The organism is Xenorhabdus koppenhoeferi, from assembly GCF_900116635.1.
Lineage (GTDB): Bacteria > Pseudomonadota > Gammaproteobacteria > Enterobacterales > Enterobacteriaceae > Xenorhabdus > Xenorhabdus koppenhoeferi.
Map to the genome: position 1 here is coordinate 1 of NZ_FPBJ01000048.1, position 18,741 is coordinate 18,741.

General features: G+C 41.9%; 15 protein-coding genes, 1 tRNA gene and 2 pseudogenes. 13 read left to right on the forward strand and 5 right to left on the reverse strand.

Translation table 11 applies throughout. The annotated features are described in order from the left end of the window. Positions 1-283: 283 nt before the first annotated feature. From BM329_RS12850 to BM329_RS12865, 4 genes are all read left to right on the forward strand, one after another. Positions 284-1,465 (forward strand): M20 metallopeptidase family protein, encoded by a 1,182-nt coding sequence (locus BM329_RS12850; RefSeq protein ID WP_092553833.1) that lies wholly within the window; start codon positions 284-286, stop codon positions 1,463-1,465. A 452-nt stretch (positions 1,466-1,917) separates the two neighbouring features. Then, on the forward strand, positions 1,918-3,351 hold the full coding sequence (gene treB, locus BM329_RS12855) for a PTS trehalose transporter subunit IIBC (protein ID WP_092553836.1): 1,434 nt from the start codon (positions 1,918-1,920) through the stop codon (positions 3,349-3,351). Between the two features lie 65 nt (positions 3,352-3,416). Further along, the gene (gene treC / locus BM329_RS12860; protein WP_092553839.1) at positions 3,417-5,081 is read left to right on the forward strand and encodes an alpha,alpha-phosphotrehalase; all 1,665 of its coding nucleotides are present in this window, start codon (positions 3,417-3,419) and stop codon (positions 5,079-5,081) included. A 217-nt stretch (positions 5,082-5,298) separates the two neighbouring features. Beyond that, positions 5,299-5,628: a lysozyme inhibitor LprI family protein gene (locus BM329_RS12865; protein WP_092553842.1), complete on the forward strand. Its 330-nt coding sequence runs from the start codon at positions 5,299-5,301 to the stop codon at positions 5,626-5,628. A 90-nt stretch (positions 5,629-5,718) separates the two neighbouring features. On the opposite strand, the gene rsmJ is transcribed toward BM329_RS12865, so the two are convergent. Together rsmJ and prlC are read right to left on the reverse strand one after the other, a co-directional pair. Beyond that, entirely contained in the window at positions 5,719-6,462 is a 744-nt protein-coding gene (rsmJ, locus tag BM329_RS12870) for a 16S rRNA (guanine(1516)-N(2))-methyltransferase RsmJ (RefSeq protein WP_092553845.1), read from the reverse strand. A 6-nt stretch (positions 6,463-6,468) separates the two neighbouring features. Further along, complete coding sequence (gene prlC / locus BM329_RS12875; RefSeq protein WP_092553848.1) at positions 6,469-8,511, reverse strand: oligopeptidase A; 2,043 nt, start codon at positions 8,509-8,511, stop codon at positions 6,469-6,471. Positions 8,512-8,735: 224 nt separating this feature from the next. Here prlC and BM329_RS14750 point away from each other — a divergent pair. From BM329_RS14750 to BM329_RS14755, 9 genes and pseudogenes are all read left to right on the forward strand, one after another. Further along, a tRNA-Sec gene (locus BM329_RS14750) sits at positions 8,736-8,830 on the forward strand. A 203-nt stretch (positions 8,831-9,033) separates the two neighbouring features. Continuing rightward, positions 9,034-9,381 (forward strand): annotated as a pseudogene (locus BM329_RS12885) (DUF5906 domain-containing protein); the annotation flags it as partial. Positions 9,382-10,022: 641 nt separating this feature from the next. Next, positions 10,023-10,817 (forward strand): Hcp family type VI secretion system effector, encoded by a 795-nt coding sequence (locus tag BM329_RS15110; protein WP_245759087.1) that lies wholly within the window; start codon positions 10,023-10,025, stop codon positions 10,815-10,817. A gap of 4 nt (positions 10,818-10,821) precedes the next feature. Next, positions 10,822-10,995, forward strand: a complete 174-nt coding sequence (locus BM329_RS15115) for a hypothetical protein (protein ID WP_245759088.1) — start codon at positions 10,822-10,824, stop codon at positions 10,993-10,995. An 8-nt stretch (positions 10,996-11,003) separates the two neighbouring features. Then, on the forward strand, positions 11,004-11,600 hold the full coding sequence (locus tag BM329_RS12895; RefSeq protein ID WP_245759089.1) for a gluconate 2-dehydrogenase subunit 3 family protein: 597 nt from the start codon (positions 11,004-11,006) through the stop codon (positions 11,598-11,600). Next, on the forward strand, positions 11,585-11,947 hold the full coding sequence (locus BM329_RS12900; protein WP_092553851.1) for a DUF7079 family protein: 363 nt from the start codon (positions 11,585-11,587) through the stop codon (positions 11,945-11,947). Before BM329_RS12895 ends, BM329_RS12900 begins: the two co-directional genes overlap by 16 nt. A gap of 182 nt (positions 11,948-12,129) precedes the next feature. Continuing rightward, the gene (locus BM329_RS12905) at positions 12,130-13,269 is read left to right on the forward strand and encodes an SIR2 family protein (RefSeq protein WP_218153280.1); all 1,140 of its coding nucleotides are present in this window, start codon (positions 12,130-12,132) and stop codon (positions 13,267-13,269) included. Next, the gene (locus BM329_RS12910; protein WP_092553854.1) at positions 13,263-15,011 is read left to right on the forward strand and encodes an ATP-binding protein; all 1,749 of its coding nucleotides are present in this window, start codon (positions 13,263-13,265) and stop codon (positions 15,009-15,011) included. The genes BM329_RS12905 and BM329_RS12910 overlap by 7 nt, the downstream gene beginning before the upstream one ends. Before the next feature lie 397 nt (positions 15,012-15,408). Further along, a complete protein-coding gene (locus tag BM329_RS14755) occupies positions 15,409-15,585 on the forward strand; it encodes a hypothetical protein (protein ID WP_177216266.1) in 177 nt (58 codons plus the stop codon). Between the two features lie 778 nt (positions 15,586-16,363). Here the strand turns inward: BM329_RS14755 and gdhA are convergent. From gdhA to BM329_RS12925, 3 genes and pseudogenes are all read right to left on the reverse strand, one after another. Beyond that, on the reverse strand, positions 16,364-17,707 hold the full coding sequence (gene gdhA / locus BM329_RS12915; protein WP_092553857.1) for an NADP-specific glutamate dehydrogenase: 1,344 nt from the start codon (positions 17,705-17,707) through the stop codon (positions 16,364-16,366). Between the two features lie 258 nt (positions 17,708-17,965). Continuing rightward, a complete protein-coding gene (gene uspA, locus BM329_RS12920) occupies positions 17,966-18,397 on the reverse strand; it encodes a universal stress protein UspA (protein ID WP_092553860.1) in 432 nt (143 codons plus the stop codon). Positions 18,398-18,659: 262 nt separating this feature from the next. After that, positions 18,660-18,741: pseudogene (locus tag BM329_RS12925) on the reverse strand (IS200/IS605 family transposase); the annotation flags it as partial.

Consider the following 18,741-nt stretch of genomic DNA (forward strand, 5'->3'; position numbering starts at 1 on the left):
TATAGGCCATAGCGCATTTTCCTTTGGCGAGAAAGATGCCTACTATAGCAACTGACCGCCTTTCTTAGAAATTGCACTTATTAGGCGAATCCAAGTTCTAATATTATTTATCAGTATATTGTTGTCAAGCGAGATATAAAAATTGGCCTTGCTACTATACTGAACTTATCTATTATTTACAGTGATCATTGGCATAATATTTCCGGATGAATTGATGTGTAATAAATTCGAAATATGGAGAAACCTTTACTCAAATTATATTCAGTATAAAAGGGAGTAATCTATGAACGAGAATAAATATAACATAAGTGAAAAACTGTTCGCATTAAACGAATTCAGTAAAAAAACACGGCAATACTTACATAGAATTCCTGAATTATCGGGTCAGGAATTTAAAACATCTCAGTATTGCCATAATTTAATGCGTAATTTTGGTTACACCATCAAAACGTATGAAGGCTATACCGGTTTTATTGCTGACTTAATCATTGATCCGGAAAAACCGCTGATAGCATTACGCGCCGATATGGACGCTCTTGCTATGTCTGATATGACCAACAATGAGTATACCTCTATACATCCAGGTCGCGCCCATAACTGTGGTCATGATGTCCATATGACTGCCGCTCTGACTGCCGCCAACTATTTATCACAACATCAAGATGAGATGGATGCCAACGTACGTTTTATCTTCCAAATGGCCGAAGAAGATGTATACGTTCCCGGAGCGGATAAAATGGTCGAACTGGGTTGTATGGAAGGAGTCAGTGAAGTCTATGCACTGCATAATAACGCAATGCAGGAAACCGGACGTATCGCTTTAAGTGCAGGAATCATGTCCTCATGGGGAACAGCATGGACATTGGATGTATACGGTGTTTCCGCCCATGCCTCAACCCCCCAGAATGGATTAGATGCCATCCGTGAAGTCGGTCGTATCCTTGATTACATGGATTATATCGTTGCCAAGAAAACAAGCCCTTTCTGTCCTGCGGTACTCAGTTGCGGGGTGATCAAAGGGGGAACCGTCTCCAATGCTGTCGCCGACCACGTTCATGCTAAGGGAACTATCCGTGCAGTGGATAAAGAAACACATAAAATCCTAAAAAATAGTTTTCAAGAAATTCTTGCCCGCAGCAAGGAGGGAGGATTTAAAACCGCAATCACCTATGCCGGTTATCCCCCAGTGGAAAACCACCCTTATGCACACCAGCGTATTCTGGAGGCAGCAAGCAAATTCTTGCCAGACGAAAATATTAACCCAAATAGTAGCCCTATAACTGCCAGTGAAGATTTCAGTTATATGATTAACGCCACTAAAGATCGCATCGGTGCAATGTTCATGCTCGGCAGCGGTAATAAAGAAAAAGGAATCAGTAACTATCTGCACTCGAATCCTTATTTTGTTGACGATGACTGCATGTTGGTTGGGGCACAAATTTTTATTAATCTTGTAACGCACTAATTATTTTTCGTGTCCGGTAATGACAGTACAATCGGATCTGAGTTCTATTTCTAGATTAATAGAAATATACCCGTCATCTTTCAAGTTGCAGCCAACAAAGCTGCAACTGAAGAATCACTTAAAAATATATCTGACAAAAATAAACAATCACCTTTAGATGTCATGGACTTATAACCCCAGACTATTAATTTCATGGTAAATCAAAAATAATGTAATTAATAACAATTACAAATATAAGAGTTCTTTTAATTTCAATTGCGTGGAATAAAGTGTGATCCAAAACTCAAACAAAAAATATTTTTATATTAAAAAGTGTCAAATCTGACTAGGATGAATCTGCCATTACTTCAGTCTATTTATTATCTCATCATGAGATTAATCATTCTGTTAATCGCATTGTTAACCTAAAACCTCCATTATTTATGACTCCGGCCATACCAAGGAGAAAAGGCATGAAGAAAAAACAAATAAATCAAAAGGATGTTGATAAACTTATCACCCTGATTGGCGGAAAAGAAAATATCGCTTCTGTCAGCCATTGCATTACCCGCCTCAGATTCGTTCTTAATGTGCCAGAAGACGCTGATACTAAAGCTATTGAAGAACTCCCTATGGTCAAGGGTTGTTTCACCAATGCCGGGCAATTTCAGGTGGTTATTGGGACTAATGTGGATGTCTACTATAAAGCTCTGCTTGAAACTACAGGGAAACAATCTGTTAATAAAGAGGAAGTTAAACAGGCAGCTCGGCAAAATATGAAATGGTATGAAAATGCAATTTCACATTTTGCCGAAATCTTTTTCCCGCTATTACCTGCCCTTATCAGTGGTGGTTTAATTCTCGGTTTTCGTAATCTTATCGGGGATATCCCATTCAGTGATGGTAAATCGCTCGCACAACTCTACCCTGTCTGGCAAAGCATCTATGATTTCCTCTGGTTGATCGGTGAAGCAATATTCCTCTACCTCCCTGTGGGTATCTGTTGGTCTGCCGTTAAAAAAATGGGCGGAACTCCCATTCTGGGGATTATTCTGGGGATTACTCTGGTTTCCCCGCAATTGATGAATGCTTACCTGCTTGGACAGCAAGTCCCCGATGTCTGGAATTTTGGCTGGTTTACTATCTCCAAAGTCGGCTATCAAGCGCAAGTCATTCCTTCCTTATTGGCGGGCCTGACGTTGGGATGGATTGAAACGCGTCTGAAAAAATGGGTACCGGATTACCTCTATTTAGTTATTGTCCCTGTCACTTCTCTGCTATTAGCAGTTTTCCTTGCCCATGCTCTGATAGGCCCTGCCGGACGCACTATTGGTGATGGTGTCGCCTGGGCAGTGAAAGGGCTGATGACAGGTAGTTTTGCTCCCATCGGTGCCGCTCTGTTCGGTTTCTTCTATGCTCCGCTGGTTATTACAGGTGTACACCAAACTACTCTGGCAATCGATCTGCAAATGATCCAGAGTACTGGCGGAACACCGATCTGGCCTATTATTGCGCTATCCAATATTGCCCAAGGTTCAGCCGTTGTCGGTATTATCTGGGCAAGCAAGAAACAGAAAGAACGCGAAGTTTCCATCCCTGCGGCGATCTCAGCCTACCTCGGAGTGACTGAGCCTGCTATGTATGGTATCAACCTGAAATACCGTTATCCGATGTTCTGCTCAATGATTGGCGCTGGTCTGGCTGGGCTGGTTTGTGGTCTCAACCATGTGACTGCCAATGGCATCGGTGTTGGTGGAATACCGGGCATTCTTTCCATCAAGCCTCAATTCTGGATGGTTTATCTGGTTGCCATGCTTATCGCAATCGTTGTGCCATCAGTGCTGACCATTCTGGCTTATCGCAGAAATGAACGTAAAGCTGCCCTGATCGGCGAAATAACTAATTAATTTATTAAATTCAATAAATTAGCAAAAATATTAAATTAATAGGTAATAGGTGTATAGGTATAGTTATGACCGAACAAAAACCGTGGTGGATGGATAGCGTTATTTACCAGATTTATCCAAAAAGTTTTCAGGACAGTACCGGAAAAGGCACAGGAGATATCAATGGGATCACCCAACGGCTGGATTATTTACAGCACCTCGGTGTTGAGGCTATTTGGATAACCCCTATTTATCCGTCTCCGCAAGTTGATAATGGCTATGATGTTGCCGATTACTGTGCCATTAACCCTGATTACGGCTCCATGAAAGACTTTGATAATCTGGTGCAAAACGCCCATCAACGTGGTATTCGCATCATTTTAGATATGGTTTTCAACCATACATCAACTCAACATCCCTGGTTTCAGGCTGCTCAGGATATTCATAGCCCTTACCGCCAGTTTTATATCTGGCGGGATGGTGCTGAGAATTCCTTGCCCAATAACTGGCAATCCAAGTTTGGCGGTAATGCGTGGCAATGGCATGCAGAGAGCGAACAGTATTACCTTCATCTGTTCGCAGTAGAGCAAGCCGATTTAAACTGGGAACATGAACCCGTCCGCGCCGAATTGAAAAAAATCTGCGAATTCTGGGGTGATCGCGGAGTGGATGGCTTACGATTGGATGTCGTTAATCTTGTGTCAAAACAACAGGATTATCCTGATGATGATCGCGGAGATGGTCGTCGATTCTATACTGATGGCCCACAGATACATAAATTCCTGCAAGAAATGAGCCGTGATGTTTTTCAACCGAAGGGGCTGATGACAGTTGGTGAAATGTCCTCTACCAGCCTTGAACACTGCCAGCGTTATAGTGCATTGGATGGAACGTCATTATCCATGACATTCAATTTTCACCATCTGAAAGTGGACTATCCGAATGGAGAGAAATGGACTCGTGCAAAGCCTGATTATGTTGAACTGAAAAAGATTTTCTCAACATGGCAGCAGGGGATGCATCAAACAGCATGGAACGCACTCTTCTGGTGCAACCATGATCAGCCCCGTATTGTTTCCCGATTCGGCAATGAACACCAGTACCATAAAATATCCGCTAAAATGCTGGCAATGGTGTTACACGGTATGCAGGGTACTCCGTATATCTATCAAGGCGAAGAGTTGGGTATGACCAACCCACACTTTACGCGCATTGAAGACTATCGGGATATCGAAAGCCTGAATATGTATCAAAAACATATTGAAAAAGATATGCCGTCAGAAGAGATTCTTGCAATTTTGGCGCAAAAATCTCGTGATAACAGCCGAACTCCCATGCAGTGGGATAGCTCAGCGAATGCCGGTTTTACCACAGGTACACCATGGATTACACCTTGCAGTAATTACCCTGAGATTAATGCTGAAGCTGTATTGCAGGATAAAGACTCGGTCTTCTATTGCTATCACGATTTAATCAGGTTGAGGAAACAGCAACCTGTTCTGACATACGGTGATTATCAGGATCTGCTTCCAGAACATCCGTCATTATGGTGTTATTTACGCCGCTGGCAGGATCAAACTCTGTTGGTTATTGCAAACCTTAGTGATAAAACACAACTGTGGTCACCTGAGTCTTCTCTCATACACAAAGACTGGCAAGTATTAATAAGTAACTATCAATCTTCTGTGAGTATCGAAAATGAAAGTAAGATCAAACCTTATGAAGCAATATATTTAATATCCTCAGAATAATATTATTTATACCCGTCGTCTTTCAAGTTGCAGCTTTGTTGGCTGCGCTCACTCACCCCAGTTACATAGTTAGCTATGCTCCTGGGGATTAATGAAAGGCTTCTGCCTTTCACCGGAGGTCAGCCTTTGAGCACAGTCATTCACATACGAAAAAGTCGTACCACCAAAGTTGCAAACTGGGCCGGGGCCTGTCGTTCCTCTTCATAAGGAGAACTAAATGAAGTACTTATTTTTTCTATTAATTATCTTATCACCGCTTAGTTTTGCTGCCAGTTTTGATTGTGCCAAAGCCAAGTCCCCTGATGAAAAAGCCATTTGCTCCAGCCCAAAACTAAATGATCTGGATGTGGAAATGAGTGTGAAATATCACTTTCTGCGAGGATTATTTGCAATGGGGGTATCAGGCGAAATGTATGATAACCAAACAACATGGCTGAAACAACGGCAGAAGTGCAAAGGAGACACGGCTTGTCTGATACAAAGTTACCACCAACGCATTAAGCAACTTGATACTTTGTATAATTCAATAGAGAAACCGGTTTGCTAGAAAAAATGAGAAGCTCAAGGGGAGATTTTCTTTTCTTATACGAATAAACCCCATCAGGACGTGGGGCTTATTCCTTTAACAAAAACACGTTCAATAGGGATAAATATCGAAGCGGTGATTTTTGGTTGTAATTGTGGCTGAGGCTTTAACGTTTGCCAGTGGTTCAGCATAATCAGGCCTTTTCACCACAACCCTGCGTTTTGCCAGAGCACGAGCGGGTTCCAGTAAACTATCCGCATCCTCATCGGCGCCCACCAGCGATTGGAAAACACGCATCTCTTTTTTGACCAACGCACTCTTTTGCTTATGCGGATACATTGGATCAAGATAAACAACATCCGGTGGCGGAGTGATATCTGTCAATGCTGTAATACTTGAAGCATGGATCAGCGTCATGCGCTCTTTCAGCCAACCACCTATTTCTTCATCCTGATAGCCCCGTTGTAGGCCATTATCCAGCAATGCCGCCACGACAGGATTGCGTTCCAGCATTCTGACCTGACAACCAATACTGGCCAGAACAAAAGCATCCCGTCCCAATCCGGCGGTGGCATCCACAACAGTGGGCAAATAATCTTTCTTGATACCCACAGCTTTGGCGACCGCTTCGCCACGACCGCCACCAAAGCGGCGGCGGTGTGCCATTGTTCCCGCTACAAAATCGACATAAATCCCGCCCAGCTTCGGCTCATCGCGCTTACGCAATTCCAGCCGTTCGGGAGTCAGTACCAAATCCATGACTGAATTTTCATCATGAACCAGATTCCAGCATTCAGCCAATAACGATAAGGCGCTGTTATCAGCGCCTTCTTCACAAATCAAACAAATTTTCACAAGTTATTATCCACCAATGCCATAGCTCTTCAGCATAGCATCCAGTTTTGGTTCGCGGCCACGGAAGCGTACAAACAGCGCCATTGGATCTTCTGAGCCGCCACGGGACAAGATATTGTCAAGGAATGATTGACCTGTGGTGCGATTGAAAATTCCCTCTTCAGAGAAGCGGGAGTAGGCATCTGCTGCCAGAACATCAGCCCACAGATAGCTGTAGTAGCCTGCGCCATAGCCGCCGTTAAAGATATGACTAAAGGAGTGCGGGAAACGTCCCCAATCAGGGGATGGTACAACAGAAACGGATTTTTTCACTGAGCGCAGCGTTTCCAGAATTTGTGCTCCCTTGGCCGGGTCATAATCCACGTGCAGGCGGAAATCAAACTGACCAAACTCAAGTTGACGCAGAATTCGCATAGCAGCCTGATAATTTTTGGCGGCCAGCATATTATCCAGCATTTCCTTCGGCAGCGGTTCCTTCGTTTCATAATGACCGGAGATAAACTCGAGCGCGTCAGGCTCCCAACACCAGTTTTCCATAAACTGGCTTGGACACTCTACCGCATCCCACGGTACGCCATTGATACCGGCAGCATCCAGAGTTTCAATCTGGGTCAGCATCTGGTGCAACCCGTGCCCGAACTCATGGAACAGTGTTGTGACTTCACCGTGTGTAAACAATGCAGGCTGGTCACCGACTGGTTTGTTGAAGTTACAAATCAGATAAGCGATAGGATTTTGCACCTCGCCGGAAGCGTGGCGCATTCTGTCGATATAATTGTTCATCCATGCGCCGCCACGTTTATTTTCACGGGCGTAGAGATCCAAATAGAAACTACCGAGCAATTCCTGCTTATCATCATACAACTCAAAGAAACGTACATCAGGATGCCATGTATCTACATCGTGGCGCTCTTTGGCAGTAATGCCATAAATACGGCGAACGACTTCAAACAGCCCTTCCAGTACACGTTGTTCAGGGAAGTATGGTCGCAATTCTTCATCATTGATGGAGAAATCATGCTGTTTCTGCTTCTCGCTGTAATACGCCAGATCCCATGCATCCAGCTCATCAACCCAGTAGTGAGATTCAGCAAAATCAGCGAGTTCTTCCAATTCTTCCTTACCTTGCTGGTGAGCGCGTTTGGTTAAATCGCTCAGAAAATCGAGCACTTGCTGAGGTGTCTTAGCCATTTTGGTGGCGAGGGAGTTTTCAGCATAGTTCTTGAAACCCAGCAATTGAGAGAGTTCATGGCGCAACGCGAGGATTTCAGCCATGATTTCACTGTTATCCCATTTACCAGCATCAGGCCCTTGATCGGAAGCACGAGTCGTATAAGCGTGATACATTTCTTTGCGCAGGTCGCAATCATCAGCATAAGTCATGACTGACAGATAACTTGGCGCATTCAGCGTCAGGAGCCAGCCATTCTGATCTTTGGCTTCTGCGGCAACTTTGGCTGCGGCCTTGGCACTTTCAGGCAAGCCGTCCAGATCGCTTTCATCAGTAATCAGCTTGGTCCATCCCATTGTGGCATCCAGCACATTATTGCCGAATTTCGAACCCAGCTCAGATAAACGGGCAGTAATTTCACCATAACGTTTCTGTTTCTCTTCTGGCAAGCCAATACCGCTCAATTCAAAATCACGTAAGGTATTTTCAACCGCCTTACGCTGTGGCTGGGAAATCGACTCAAAATTATCACTTGCTTTCAGTGATTTATACGCCTGATATAACCCTTCGTGCTGTCCCAGCCAAGTATCAAATTCGGAGAGCAGGGGCAGGCTTTGCTCATAAGCTTCGCGCAGCTCAGGACTATTCTTGACCGAATTAAGGTGAGAAACCGGTGACCATACGCGAGAAAGTTTATCTTTTTCTTCAGAGATGGGCTGGCACAGATTATCCCAAGTAAAAGTCGAGTGTTGGGATAAAATATTTTCAATGACCTGACGGTAACTAGCTAACGTCTCTTTCACAGCAGGCACGACATGTTTCGGTTCAATTGCAGAGAATTTAGGCAATGCAGAAAATGTCAGTAACGGATTTGTCATAATGAGCGCCTTTTATGTGTAGTTGGATATGTACTGAGACCAGCCATTATCCCAATGGATTCTTGACAATAAATGGGGATAAGATAACGTGAGTTCAATGCTAATACCGCACTTTTATGCTGAGAATTCCGCTCTTTTTATATCAGAGATCTGTGACGTGACGAAGGAGTTTAGATGTTTCAGGAGACGCGCTATAATCCTCACTCCTCATCAGTTTCCTTAATGGAAGATCATCGTCCCCGGTGGGGCGGCTGGACTTCAAATCCAGATGGGATCGCCAGCGATCCCCGGCAGGTTCGACTCCTGTGATCTTCCGCCATAATTTGTCCAGCAACATCTTTCTCTCATAAAGAGAAGCTGCTTGCATTGTGTGTTTATCCCGATACTTCTTTAGGCTGAGGCAAGAAAGAAACGTGAGGAAGCCAAGAAACTGATTGCATAGGGACAAGATCCCAATATTGATAAAAAGCAAAAGAAATTAGCCAGCCAACACAAACTAAACAACACATTCGAAGCTATCACGAGAGAGTGCTGGCCGCGCTGTTTATGGTGCTGGCAAACCGTTACGACTGGCAGTTGTTTCTGGAAGTCACCGGTGCCGGAGGCAATGGTAAAAGCATTTTTGCTGAAATCTGCGCGATGCTGGCAGGCAAAGACAATACCGTTTCCGCCAGTATGTCTGCGCTGGAAATTCAACGGGATCGGGCGTTGATTGTGGGATATTCGCTGATTATCCTGCCTGACCAAACCCGCTATGTGGGCGATGGCTCCGGTATCAAGGCCATCACTGGCGGAGATGAAGTTGCCATTGACCCGAAGCACAAGCAACCCTACTCAACCCGCATTCCTGCTGTGAGTCTGAATATCGACACAGCCATCAAATGGCTGCCGAAACTGACAAGGAATAGCCTGCCAGAAGGATAATTTTATTTTATCTTCCGCATTTTTCAGAAAAATATAAAAAGTGTTCACTACTGTTCACCCTATGATTTAAACCAGATATATCAAGGTATTGTAGGGTGAACAGTTATTTTAAAACTGTTCACAAGTCTTCACTCCTGTTCACCTGTTTTTGATTTGAAGGTGAAGGGTTGGGTGAAGAGTGGTGATGAGTTTAATTTCAAGTCATCACCCTTTAACGGAATGAATTTAAATGAAAATATTTAAAGGTGAACAGGGTGAATAGTTTTATCCCTAATTCTTTAATAGGGAGGGGTTAAATAAAAATGGTTTTTCTGGCGGGTGATCTTTCAGCTCTCCGTGATACCGGGTTAATGTATTAGCCCGATATCACGGAGAAGACAAGCGCAGCGCGTCAGTGTGATTTTAATTGGTTACACTACATGAAATTTAAATTAGGTAATCATCTGATTTTATTTAAGTATAGAAGTTAATCACAATTTTACCGTTGTATTTTTATACACACTGGAATGAGTAAGTATTATTGTTGTATCTTGTTTCACTGATGTGTTTTTGTGCATCAATTGGATATCATGCAATTGGAGACAAGTATGTCATATATCATTTATTTGTCGTTGAAAGGAAAGAAACAAGGTTTAATATCGGCGGGATGCTCGACTCTGGAGTCGATAGGTAATCGCTATCAGGCAGAACGGGAAGATGAAATACAGGTATTGAATCTTAGCCATATGATGAGCCGAGATCAGAACGTCAATCATCGCCCAGTCAGCTTTACTAAGCCTATTGATAAATCTTCTCCATTGCTAGCGATGGCGATCGATGGTAACGAATTATTAGATGCGGTTTTTAAGTGTTACCGCACCAGCCAAGCCGGTCAACTGGAGTTTTTTTATGAAATTAAACTGACAGGAGCAACGATTGTTGATTTCTCTTGTCATTACCCCCACTCGATAAATGATAATGACCAGATACCTAATGAAACGATGATGCTCGATTACAAATCCATTTCATGCACGCATCGTGCTGCCGGGACAACAGGCTACGCAATTTCTCAGTTACAGGGGCGTGAAGAGGAAAAGCCATTACTTTCGGGATTTTCTAATTTTCCACTTGGCGATTTATCAAAGCATTTATCCGAGCCGCCAGTAGAAACAGAAAAATGGATTGGTTTCAGTATCTCTGATGATATCGATTATTGTGGAATTAAATGCCTTGTGACTCTTGATGATGGCTCTGTTCTTAATGGTGAATTTAATAAACAAAATAAGGTTAAGTTCTCATCAATAACAGGAAATAAGTGTGTGAAATTGGAAATAGAAAATTTTGAAAAAGAAAGTTCTTCACAAAGTTTAACAGAAATCTTATTAAGCAAGATCATGGGGTGAAATTATGGAATATGAACTTATTGAAGGAACATTTTCAGGGACACAAGAACATCCTATCGATGATCCAATTTTAGATAAAGCGGTTGCCGCCTTAGAAGGCGATTCTATTAAATTTTCTCTTGATGTAATAATGATGCCAATGTCAGACAAAGCTATACTTCAAATATTAAAAGAGTAGTTTCTGAAGTGAAAGATATGGTTAGTGCCAAAAAAATATCAGTAAAAAAAGCTGCTGAGTTTTGTTATGAAATGCGCAATAAAATTATGGCTGAACATAGAAAATTCACATCAGCGCAGGGATTGGCTTTTGCTGAGAGACATAAAAAAACACCACCATCTTTTGAAAATATTATTGATAAATATTCTCAGAAAAAATTTGGAAAAGTATTTAGCGGTCTGACACCAGATCAAAGAAGTGCAATTTACTATGAGATTATAGAAGCATCCTCGAGAGATAACCCTAAATTCACAACAGCAAACAAACGATTAAAGATTATTGGGAAAGTAGGAGTTATCTTCACGGCAGTATTAGCAACACATGAAATAATAAATGCTGAAAATAAACCTAAAGAGGCAATCAAGCAAGGTATACAAATTGGTGGTGGTGCTGCCGGTGGAGCCATTGCAGGTTTATATGTATCTCCGGTATGTGGCCCAGGTGCTCCTGTTTGTGCTGTCGTTTTGATGTTAGTGGGAAGCGCGGCTGGAGCTATTGTTGGTTCGGTGGTTGCTGATAGTTTAGATGAAGAAATAGAGGAATTTACCCGTTGGGCAATAAAGTAGCTGATATAGATTTGTGCGAAGCGTTATCTTATATTTTTGTAGATAATGAGGTTGACTATGAGTATATTGCTTCTGTAGCAAAACACTTCCCGCTTGAACATGTAGAAATGGTTTTTTTCGAGTGGGTTGCACCAGTGTGTTATTCCAACGGACTAACCCCTGCACCTACTACTTGGACTTTTTTTGATCGCGAACAACTTTGGGAAGATATTCATAATTTTCGAAAAAAACAAGAAATAGAAGGTATGGTAAAGAAAATAAAAACAAAGTTTGAATTGAGATTTTTACGAAAATATTTTGAGAAAGATTGGCTTCTCTTGAAAGAAAAAATTATAAATATTAAATAAATAGATAAAAACGTAGCATGTCAGCTTATTAAGATTTTTGATGTGCCTATTAAGTAACTCTTCTTCTTAGATACTTGTTTTTTATTAGGAGTATTTATGGTCACATTCGTAATAAACTGATTTTATAAGACAAAATTTTCTATGAGTGTATATCTAGGACTGAAAAAGGTTATGTACTGTTATTGACTATTTCCTTTGATTTATTTGTATCTGATTATTTTCACTTGATCTTTATTGATAATAATATGCTTTTAAGTGATAAACTGGGAGGGCATTTGGATCTTCATGAGTTGAAATTGGAGCTTCAGAATCATTTCACTGATGGATTGGTCATTATAATTGGTTCTGGTTTGTCATGTGCTGAAGGAATCTCTGGTATGAGTGCTTTAGCAGATTACCTTCAGAATACTATCGATGACATTCTTTCTGATGATGACAAGGCCTTCTGGTCTCAGTTATCTCCTTTAATCAGAGAGAATGGCTTAGAAGAAGCTCTATTATCTAAGCCCCTGTCTCCTAATCTAGAAGAAGCTATCGTTGCAAAAACAGCAGAATTAATTTTGGCGGATGAAAGTAAAGTTATAGCTGAAGTTTTTTCTAGGGCTCGTATCCTTAGTTTTACTCGCTTATTGAAACACCTCATTAAGCCAAGTGATGGTCTTCCTATTGTGACAACTAATTACGATCGATTGATTGAAATTGCTGTCGAGGAAGCAGGTTGGGGAGTTGACACACTTTTTGTAGGTAATTTCGCTGGAAGTTTGAACGAACGTGAAAGTAAATTGAGTTTCTGTCGTGATGTCCTTTCTAGTCAAGGTAGGAAAGGTGTTAAGTATGTATTTAGAGAGCGAGCAAGTATATTTAAACCACATGGTAGTCTTGATTGGTATGACCGTGGTGGCAAACCTGTTCGATATTCTGGAGATCTTGATTTACCAAGATTGATAATTACTCCTGGTTTGAATAAATTTCGTAATGGCTATGAAAGTCCGTTTGATAAACATCGTGAACGAGCAAATAGTGCGATTGATGATGCGAAGAGTTTCTTGATAATTGGATATGGGTTTAATGATGCTCATCTTGAGACACATTTAATACCTCAAATCAGGCGTGGAATTCCGACTCTCCTTCTTACACATACCCTCTCACAGAAAGCTCTGACTCTTGCTCGTGAACAAGAAAATGTGATTGCAATCCAATATACAAAAATTAAAAGTAAGACTGGTTCATTAATTTTCTTTCGAAAAGAAGAAATTTTTATACCAGACCTTGCTCTTTGGGATCTTAATATCTTTATTAAAGAGGTGTTTGAGCCATGCTAGAAACAGCACTCCGATTTGTTAACAACGATAAGATTGGTGAGATTGTTTCCGTTGATACTAGTCGTGTAGCTATTGATGTAACAGACGCCGCTATTCTTACCCGTATCCGAATTGGTCAATTGCTTGCGATACGCGGTGCTACAGAAAGAGAATATCTTATTGCTATGGTTGAGCGCGTAACTCGTAGTATGCGTGAAGAGTTGCCACGTTTTGAAGATATGGATGGTAATGAAGGTTTTTTAGAAACTGTTCCTGATGATTTGATACAAGCGATATTAATTGGCACGTACCGCACCGTTGAAGGAGTAAAAATAAATACTTTTAAACGAGGAGCAGATAGTTTTCCACAAATAGAGAAAGAATGCTTTGTCATTGAAGGAAATAACTTACAGCGTTTTATGGGAATTTTAGGCGCAGGATTTTCTGAAAATGAGAGGTTAAAACTAGGTAAATTTGTTGCAGACAAAGCGGTTGATGCTATAGCTAGTGGTGACAAGTTTTTTCAAAGACATGCCGCCATTTTAGGTAGCACGGGCTCAGGTAAAAGTTGGGCCGTTGCCCTTATATTAGAAAGGGCAGCTAAACTGAACTATCCAAATATCATTGTATTCGATATGCATGGTGAATATGCACCTCTCACTGATAAATCAGAGGAAGGTTTTGCTCAGCGGTTTCGTATCGCAGGGCCTGGTGATTTAGAAAACCCTAGTGATGAAGTGTTATTTTTGCCTTACTGGCTTTTAAATCGTGATGAAATGCTGTCAATGATTCTTGATCGCTCGGATCAAAATGCACCAAATCAGGCTTCTCGCTTTACATCACATGTCCGCGCACTTAAAGGTGAAACTCTCAATATTGAGAATCAAGAGGAGGTTAAGAAAACATTTACAGTAGATTCTCCTATTCCTTATGACATAAAGAAACTTATTGAGCTTTTGACACTGGATAATATAACTAAAGGTGTTAATGAAAAAGGTTCTCCAGTAAAAGGTGATTGGGAAGGAAAACTCTCTAGGTTTTTATCACGTTTGGAGGCCAAACTTGATGATCGCCGATACGGATTTATGTTTTCACCCCCCTTGGCTGCCATGGAATATACCTGGCTAGCTAATCAAGCCATAAGATTGTTAACTTCAGTAGGTAGTTCAGGAATTAAGATTATTGATTTTTCAGAAGTGCCATCCGATGTATTGCCAGTTGTTACGGGAACTTTGGCGCGATTGCTCTATGATGTTCAATTTTGGATAAACCCAAAATCACGTACACCAGTTACATTATTATGCGATGAAGCACACCTTTATTTACCAATACGTGATGATGCTGATTCAGTGCAACGGCAAGCATTGGGAGCATTCGAACGTATAGCTAAGGAAGGGCGGAAATACGGTTTTTCACTGTTGGTTGTGAGTCAACGGCCTTCTGATATAAGCCGAACCATTCTTAGCCAATGTAACAATTTTTTGGCACTCCGTCTGACAAATGAAACAGATCAAACAGTAATCAAGCGACTTATGCCAGATTCTTTGGCTGGGCTTACTAGTATTTTACCGTTACTGGATACGGGCGAAGCACTTATTTTAGGGGATGCAGTACTATTGCCTACTCGCATTAAGCTTGATTCTCCGAAAGTTAAACCAGACAGTGCAACCAGAAATTTTTGGGAAGAATGGGGTTCACAAAAACCACAGGAAGACGCTATAAAATTAGCTGTTGAAAGTTTGAGATGCCAGTTGCGGATTTGATGTGTTACTTATCATTGATGGTTATTAAAGAATTAGTTAATCTAGGGGTGATTAAACGCTGTTAAATAGCTTCCAATAGTCTAAGAGTGTTGGAGCGGCTAGAAAAATTCCCGTAGCCTGAAAGGGAGAGCAAGTATTGCGGAACATCTGCGCACCTTTGGAAGCAGATATTGTCAGACATAAACCCCTTGTCTAACAATGAAGGTTTTTTAAACTAAAAAATACTCCAAAAGGGTGTTTTTATACTGTCAACTAAGTGCATTGAGCATTGAATCATGCAGTTCACGTCAGACTATAAAATTATTCTCATACACAACATTTATACTTCTACGATCTCTGTTTGAAATATTCAGCAGATAACTTTTCTGCATCCAAATAATTAACTCATGACTGCTGTTTGACACTTCACCTTGCAGCGTTTGCTGTGCCTGCTGGCATTTCAACGCTCGTACCACTTTTGCTGACCGTTTGCGGAGTTAAGCCGTCACTTTTTGCGGGTTTACCGCTGAAAGTGATGCCGCAGCAAAAGAGCAACCTGACGATATCGAGGCTGGCTTTTTGCCAGTTGGGATAACCTGTTAATTCAGGCGGCAGTACAGCGTACTCAACCGATACCCCGCAATTACCTCAACAAGCGTTCACTCTGGCGTACAGATATCCGTCAAGGGCAAAGCCAGTATTTCCTGTTTTGTCCGTACTGTCGCGCGCCGGAGACCGCATGTTGAAAGGTTAAGTAAGGAGAAGCCGATGAGCCGATTGATTAAGGAATTAAAATTTTTTACCCGTCAGAGTGGCGGCAGCCATATTTTGATATGAACGGTAATCTTGTTGAACACAAAGTTCGCGATAACACTGCCAAATAACTTCATACCCCGGCCGTGAGATACAGCAACATTCAATATCATTCATTTCTCATGGCTGTATAGCTCCTAAATTACGAGCATGATTATACAATTGCTTTGTGTATAATATAAACAAATCAAGATGAAATCTTATGGGGATATTTAAGGGGGTATATTATTGCTTTTGTAAAAAAATCACTATTAATCAATTTATTACCCTATTTTACGTACTCCTGTGATCGCCATAATTTGTCCAGTATCATATGAAAAAGGGTGGGAAGAGGCTAAAAAGCTATCCGGTATTCATTGATCACTACATAAGTTTATGGGCAGACTTTCTTCGGATGGTATAACCACATGGCATATCTATATTTCTCAATGTTGAGCAATGAAAATATCTCCAGATAAACATTCAAAGACTGTAACCAACCCGGCTTTGGGTCGGAAGTTATAACAGAATTAGCTGAGTATACATTCCAACCTAAAAAAACGAGTTACGCAATGACTAAATTACACAACCCCCTGCGATAACATCGCATCCGCGACTTTGACAAAACCAGCAATGTTTGCACCTTGTACGTAGTTGGTCTGTTTATCTTCTCCGCCATATTCTACGCAAGCTTGATGAATATCGAGCATAATGTGATGCAAGCGAATATCCACTTTCTCCGCTTTCCAACTCAGGCGGGCTGCGTTTTGCGCCATCTCCAGTCCAGACGTTGCCACGCCACCGGCATTGGCAGCCTTACCCGGTGCAAACAAAATACCGGCTTCAAAGAAAGCATCAGTCGCCGCAATTGTCGCAGGCATATTGGCGCCTTCCGCGACCGCTTTCACGCCATTTTTAATCAGTGTCTTTGCTGCTTCAAGATCCAATTCATTCTGAGTCGCACAAGGCAGGGCAATATCCACAGGGATTGACCACGGATCCTGTCTCTTAAGAAAGATCAATCCACGCTCTTTGGCATATTCTGCTACGCGACCATAACGCTGGTTTTTGATCTCTTCAAGATGAGCCAGTTTTTCCGGCGTAAAACCTTCCTCATCCAATACGGTTCCCCCCGAATCCGAGGCTGTAATGACTTTTGCACCCAGTTCCATACATTTTTCGATAGTATATTGGGCGACATTTCCTGCACCAGATACAGAAACCCGCATCCCTTCAAGCCCCATTCCATGCCGTTTTAGCATCTCATGGGTAAAATAAACCAGCCCATATCCGGTGGCTTCAGGGCGGATCAAACTGCCCCCGAAAGAAAGTCCCTTCCCCGTGAAAACACATGCTGTATTGTTGGACAATTTTTTCATCATGCCTGCCATAAAGCCCACTTCACGGTTTCCTACACCAATGTCTCCCGCAGGCACATCAGTATCAGGCCCTAAATGACGGAAAAGCTCTGTCATCAATGCCTGACAGAAACGCATGATTTCACCGTGACTTTTTCCTTTGGGATCAAAATCCGAACCACCTTTTCCGCCTCCCATTGGCAACGTTGTCAGCGCATTTTTTAGCGTCTGTTCAAACCCCAGAAACTTCAGGATGGAAAGGTTAACAGAAGGATGAAAACGCATCCCTCCCTTGAATGGCCCGATGGCGGAACTGAACTGAACTCTCCACGCTCGGTTAACCTGTACTTTGCCTTGATCATCAACCCAACAAACGCGGAATTGAATTACTCTTTCCGGTTCGACCAAACGCTCTAATAATCCTTGCTCACAGTATTGCGGGTTTTGTTCAAGAAAAGGCCAGAGAGAGGTCGACACTTCTCGTACTGCCTGTAGATATTCCGGTTGATGCGGGTTTTGGTACTGAATCGAATCGAGAAATGAGATTAAAGATGATGCAACATTCATTTAGGGCTTCCTTTTTGTCATTCAGAAGTGATGACCCCTAGCCATTTTCCATATTATTTTTTGTCGAAAATGTGAGGTAACTACGGTTTGCTTTCTGAATATAGCACTATCTTATGCTTAAATTTCAACAACTATTTTTTATTGATTTCCATAAAAATATCTTTGACAATTTCTAAACCAGTTTCATCATCTTTTTCATGGGCAAAAAAATCGCCTGCATAAGCAGGCGATTTTATAGAATAAATTTTCAGCCGAAGATTATTCTTCATCACGCAAAGGTACGATCAACATATCAACATGAACAGTGTTAATAAGCTGGCGAGCTGAAGACATTAACTTGCTCCAAAAATCCTGATGGTGACCACACACAACCAAATCCATGTCATATTGTTTAATAGCATCAACAAGGACTTGTGCTAAATCACCGCTACCGCTCAACGTTTCCTGAACAGGGTAACCTGCGCGGGTAGATAGCTCTTTCAGGGAATTACGGGTTTCATCCGCAATACGCTCCTGCATATCACCAAGATTAACGTCAATCAGACCGGTATAAAGATCAGAGTAATTAACATCAACATGGATCAGGGAAACCTTGGCATTGTACGGTTTCGCCATTGACACAGCTTTCTCCACCAAAACCTGACTTTCTGGAGATAAATCAACCGCAACAAGAATATGTTTATAGGCCATAAGAACTCCTTCCATAACGTCGATTGAATGTATTGGCAGCATTAAACACCATGATTCGATGTTTATACTATAACCGCTCAAGACGCGTTATGAGTGTTGTTTTGATCACAACTTACTGTTTTACTCTCTTAACTAACTGAAGAAAACCAAAAAATATCTCCCTCAGAAATATCTCCCAATGATCTACCTAAATTTTAGCAATTTCGCCGTAACCCCTCGCCCTCATCGGGCGGGGATATAAGGCGTAAGACGCGATAGCGGCTTAATCTGGGGTCGCCTGACTCTCCACATAAGCCTTTAACGTTTCAATTGTTGCACCGCCAGCAGTGCAAGCGAAGTATGAA

Excerpts from the sequence above, each read along its gene's own strand:
- BM329_RS12850 (WP_092553833.1), top strand. The coding sequence starts at position 284 with ATGAACGAGAATAAATATAACATAAGTGAAAAACTGTTCGCATTAAAC.
- treB (WP_092553836.1), top strand. The coding sequence starts at position 1,918 with ATGAAGAAAAAACAAATAAATCAAAAGGATGTTGATAAACTTATCACC.
- treC (WP_092553839.1), top strand. The coding sequence starts at position 3,417 with ATGACCGAACAAAAACCGTGGTGGATGGATAGCGTTATTTACCAGATT.
- BM329_RS12865 (WP_092553842.1), top strand. The coding sequence starts at position 5,299 with ATGAAGTACTTATTTTTTCTATTAATTATCTTATCACCGCTTAGTTTT.
- prlC (WP_092553848.1), bottom strand. The coding sequence starts at position 8,511 with ATGACAAATCCGTTACTGACATTTTCTGCATTGCCTAAATTCTCTGCA.
- BM329_RS15110 (WP_245759087.1), top strand. The coding sequence starts at position 10,023 with ATGTCATATATCATTTATTTGTCGTTGAAAGGAAAGAAACAAGGTTTA.
- BM329_RS15115 (WP_245759088.1), top strand. The coding sequence starts at position 10,822 with ATGGAATATGAACTTATTGAAGGAACATTTTCAGGGACACAAGAACAT.
- BM329_RS12910 (WP_092553854.1), top strand. The coding sequence starts at position 13,263 with ATGCTAGAAACAGCACTCCGATTTGTTAACAACGATAAGATTGGTGAG.
- gdhA (WP_092553857.1), bottom strand. The coding sequence starts at position 17,707 with ATGAATGTTGCATCATCTTTAATCTCATTTCTCGATTCGATTCAGTAC.
- uspA (WP_092553860.1), bottom strand. The coding sequence starts at position 18,397 with ATGGCCTATAAACATATTCTTGTTGCGGTTGATTTATCTCCAGAAAGT.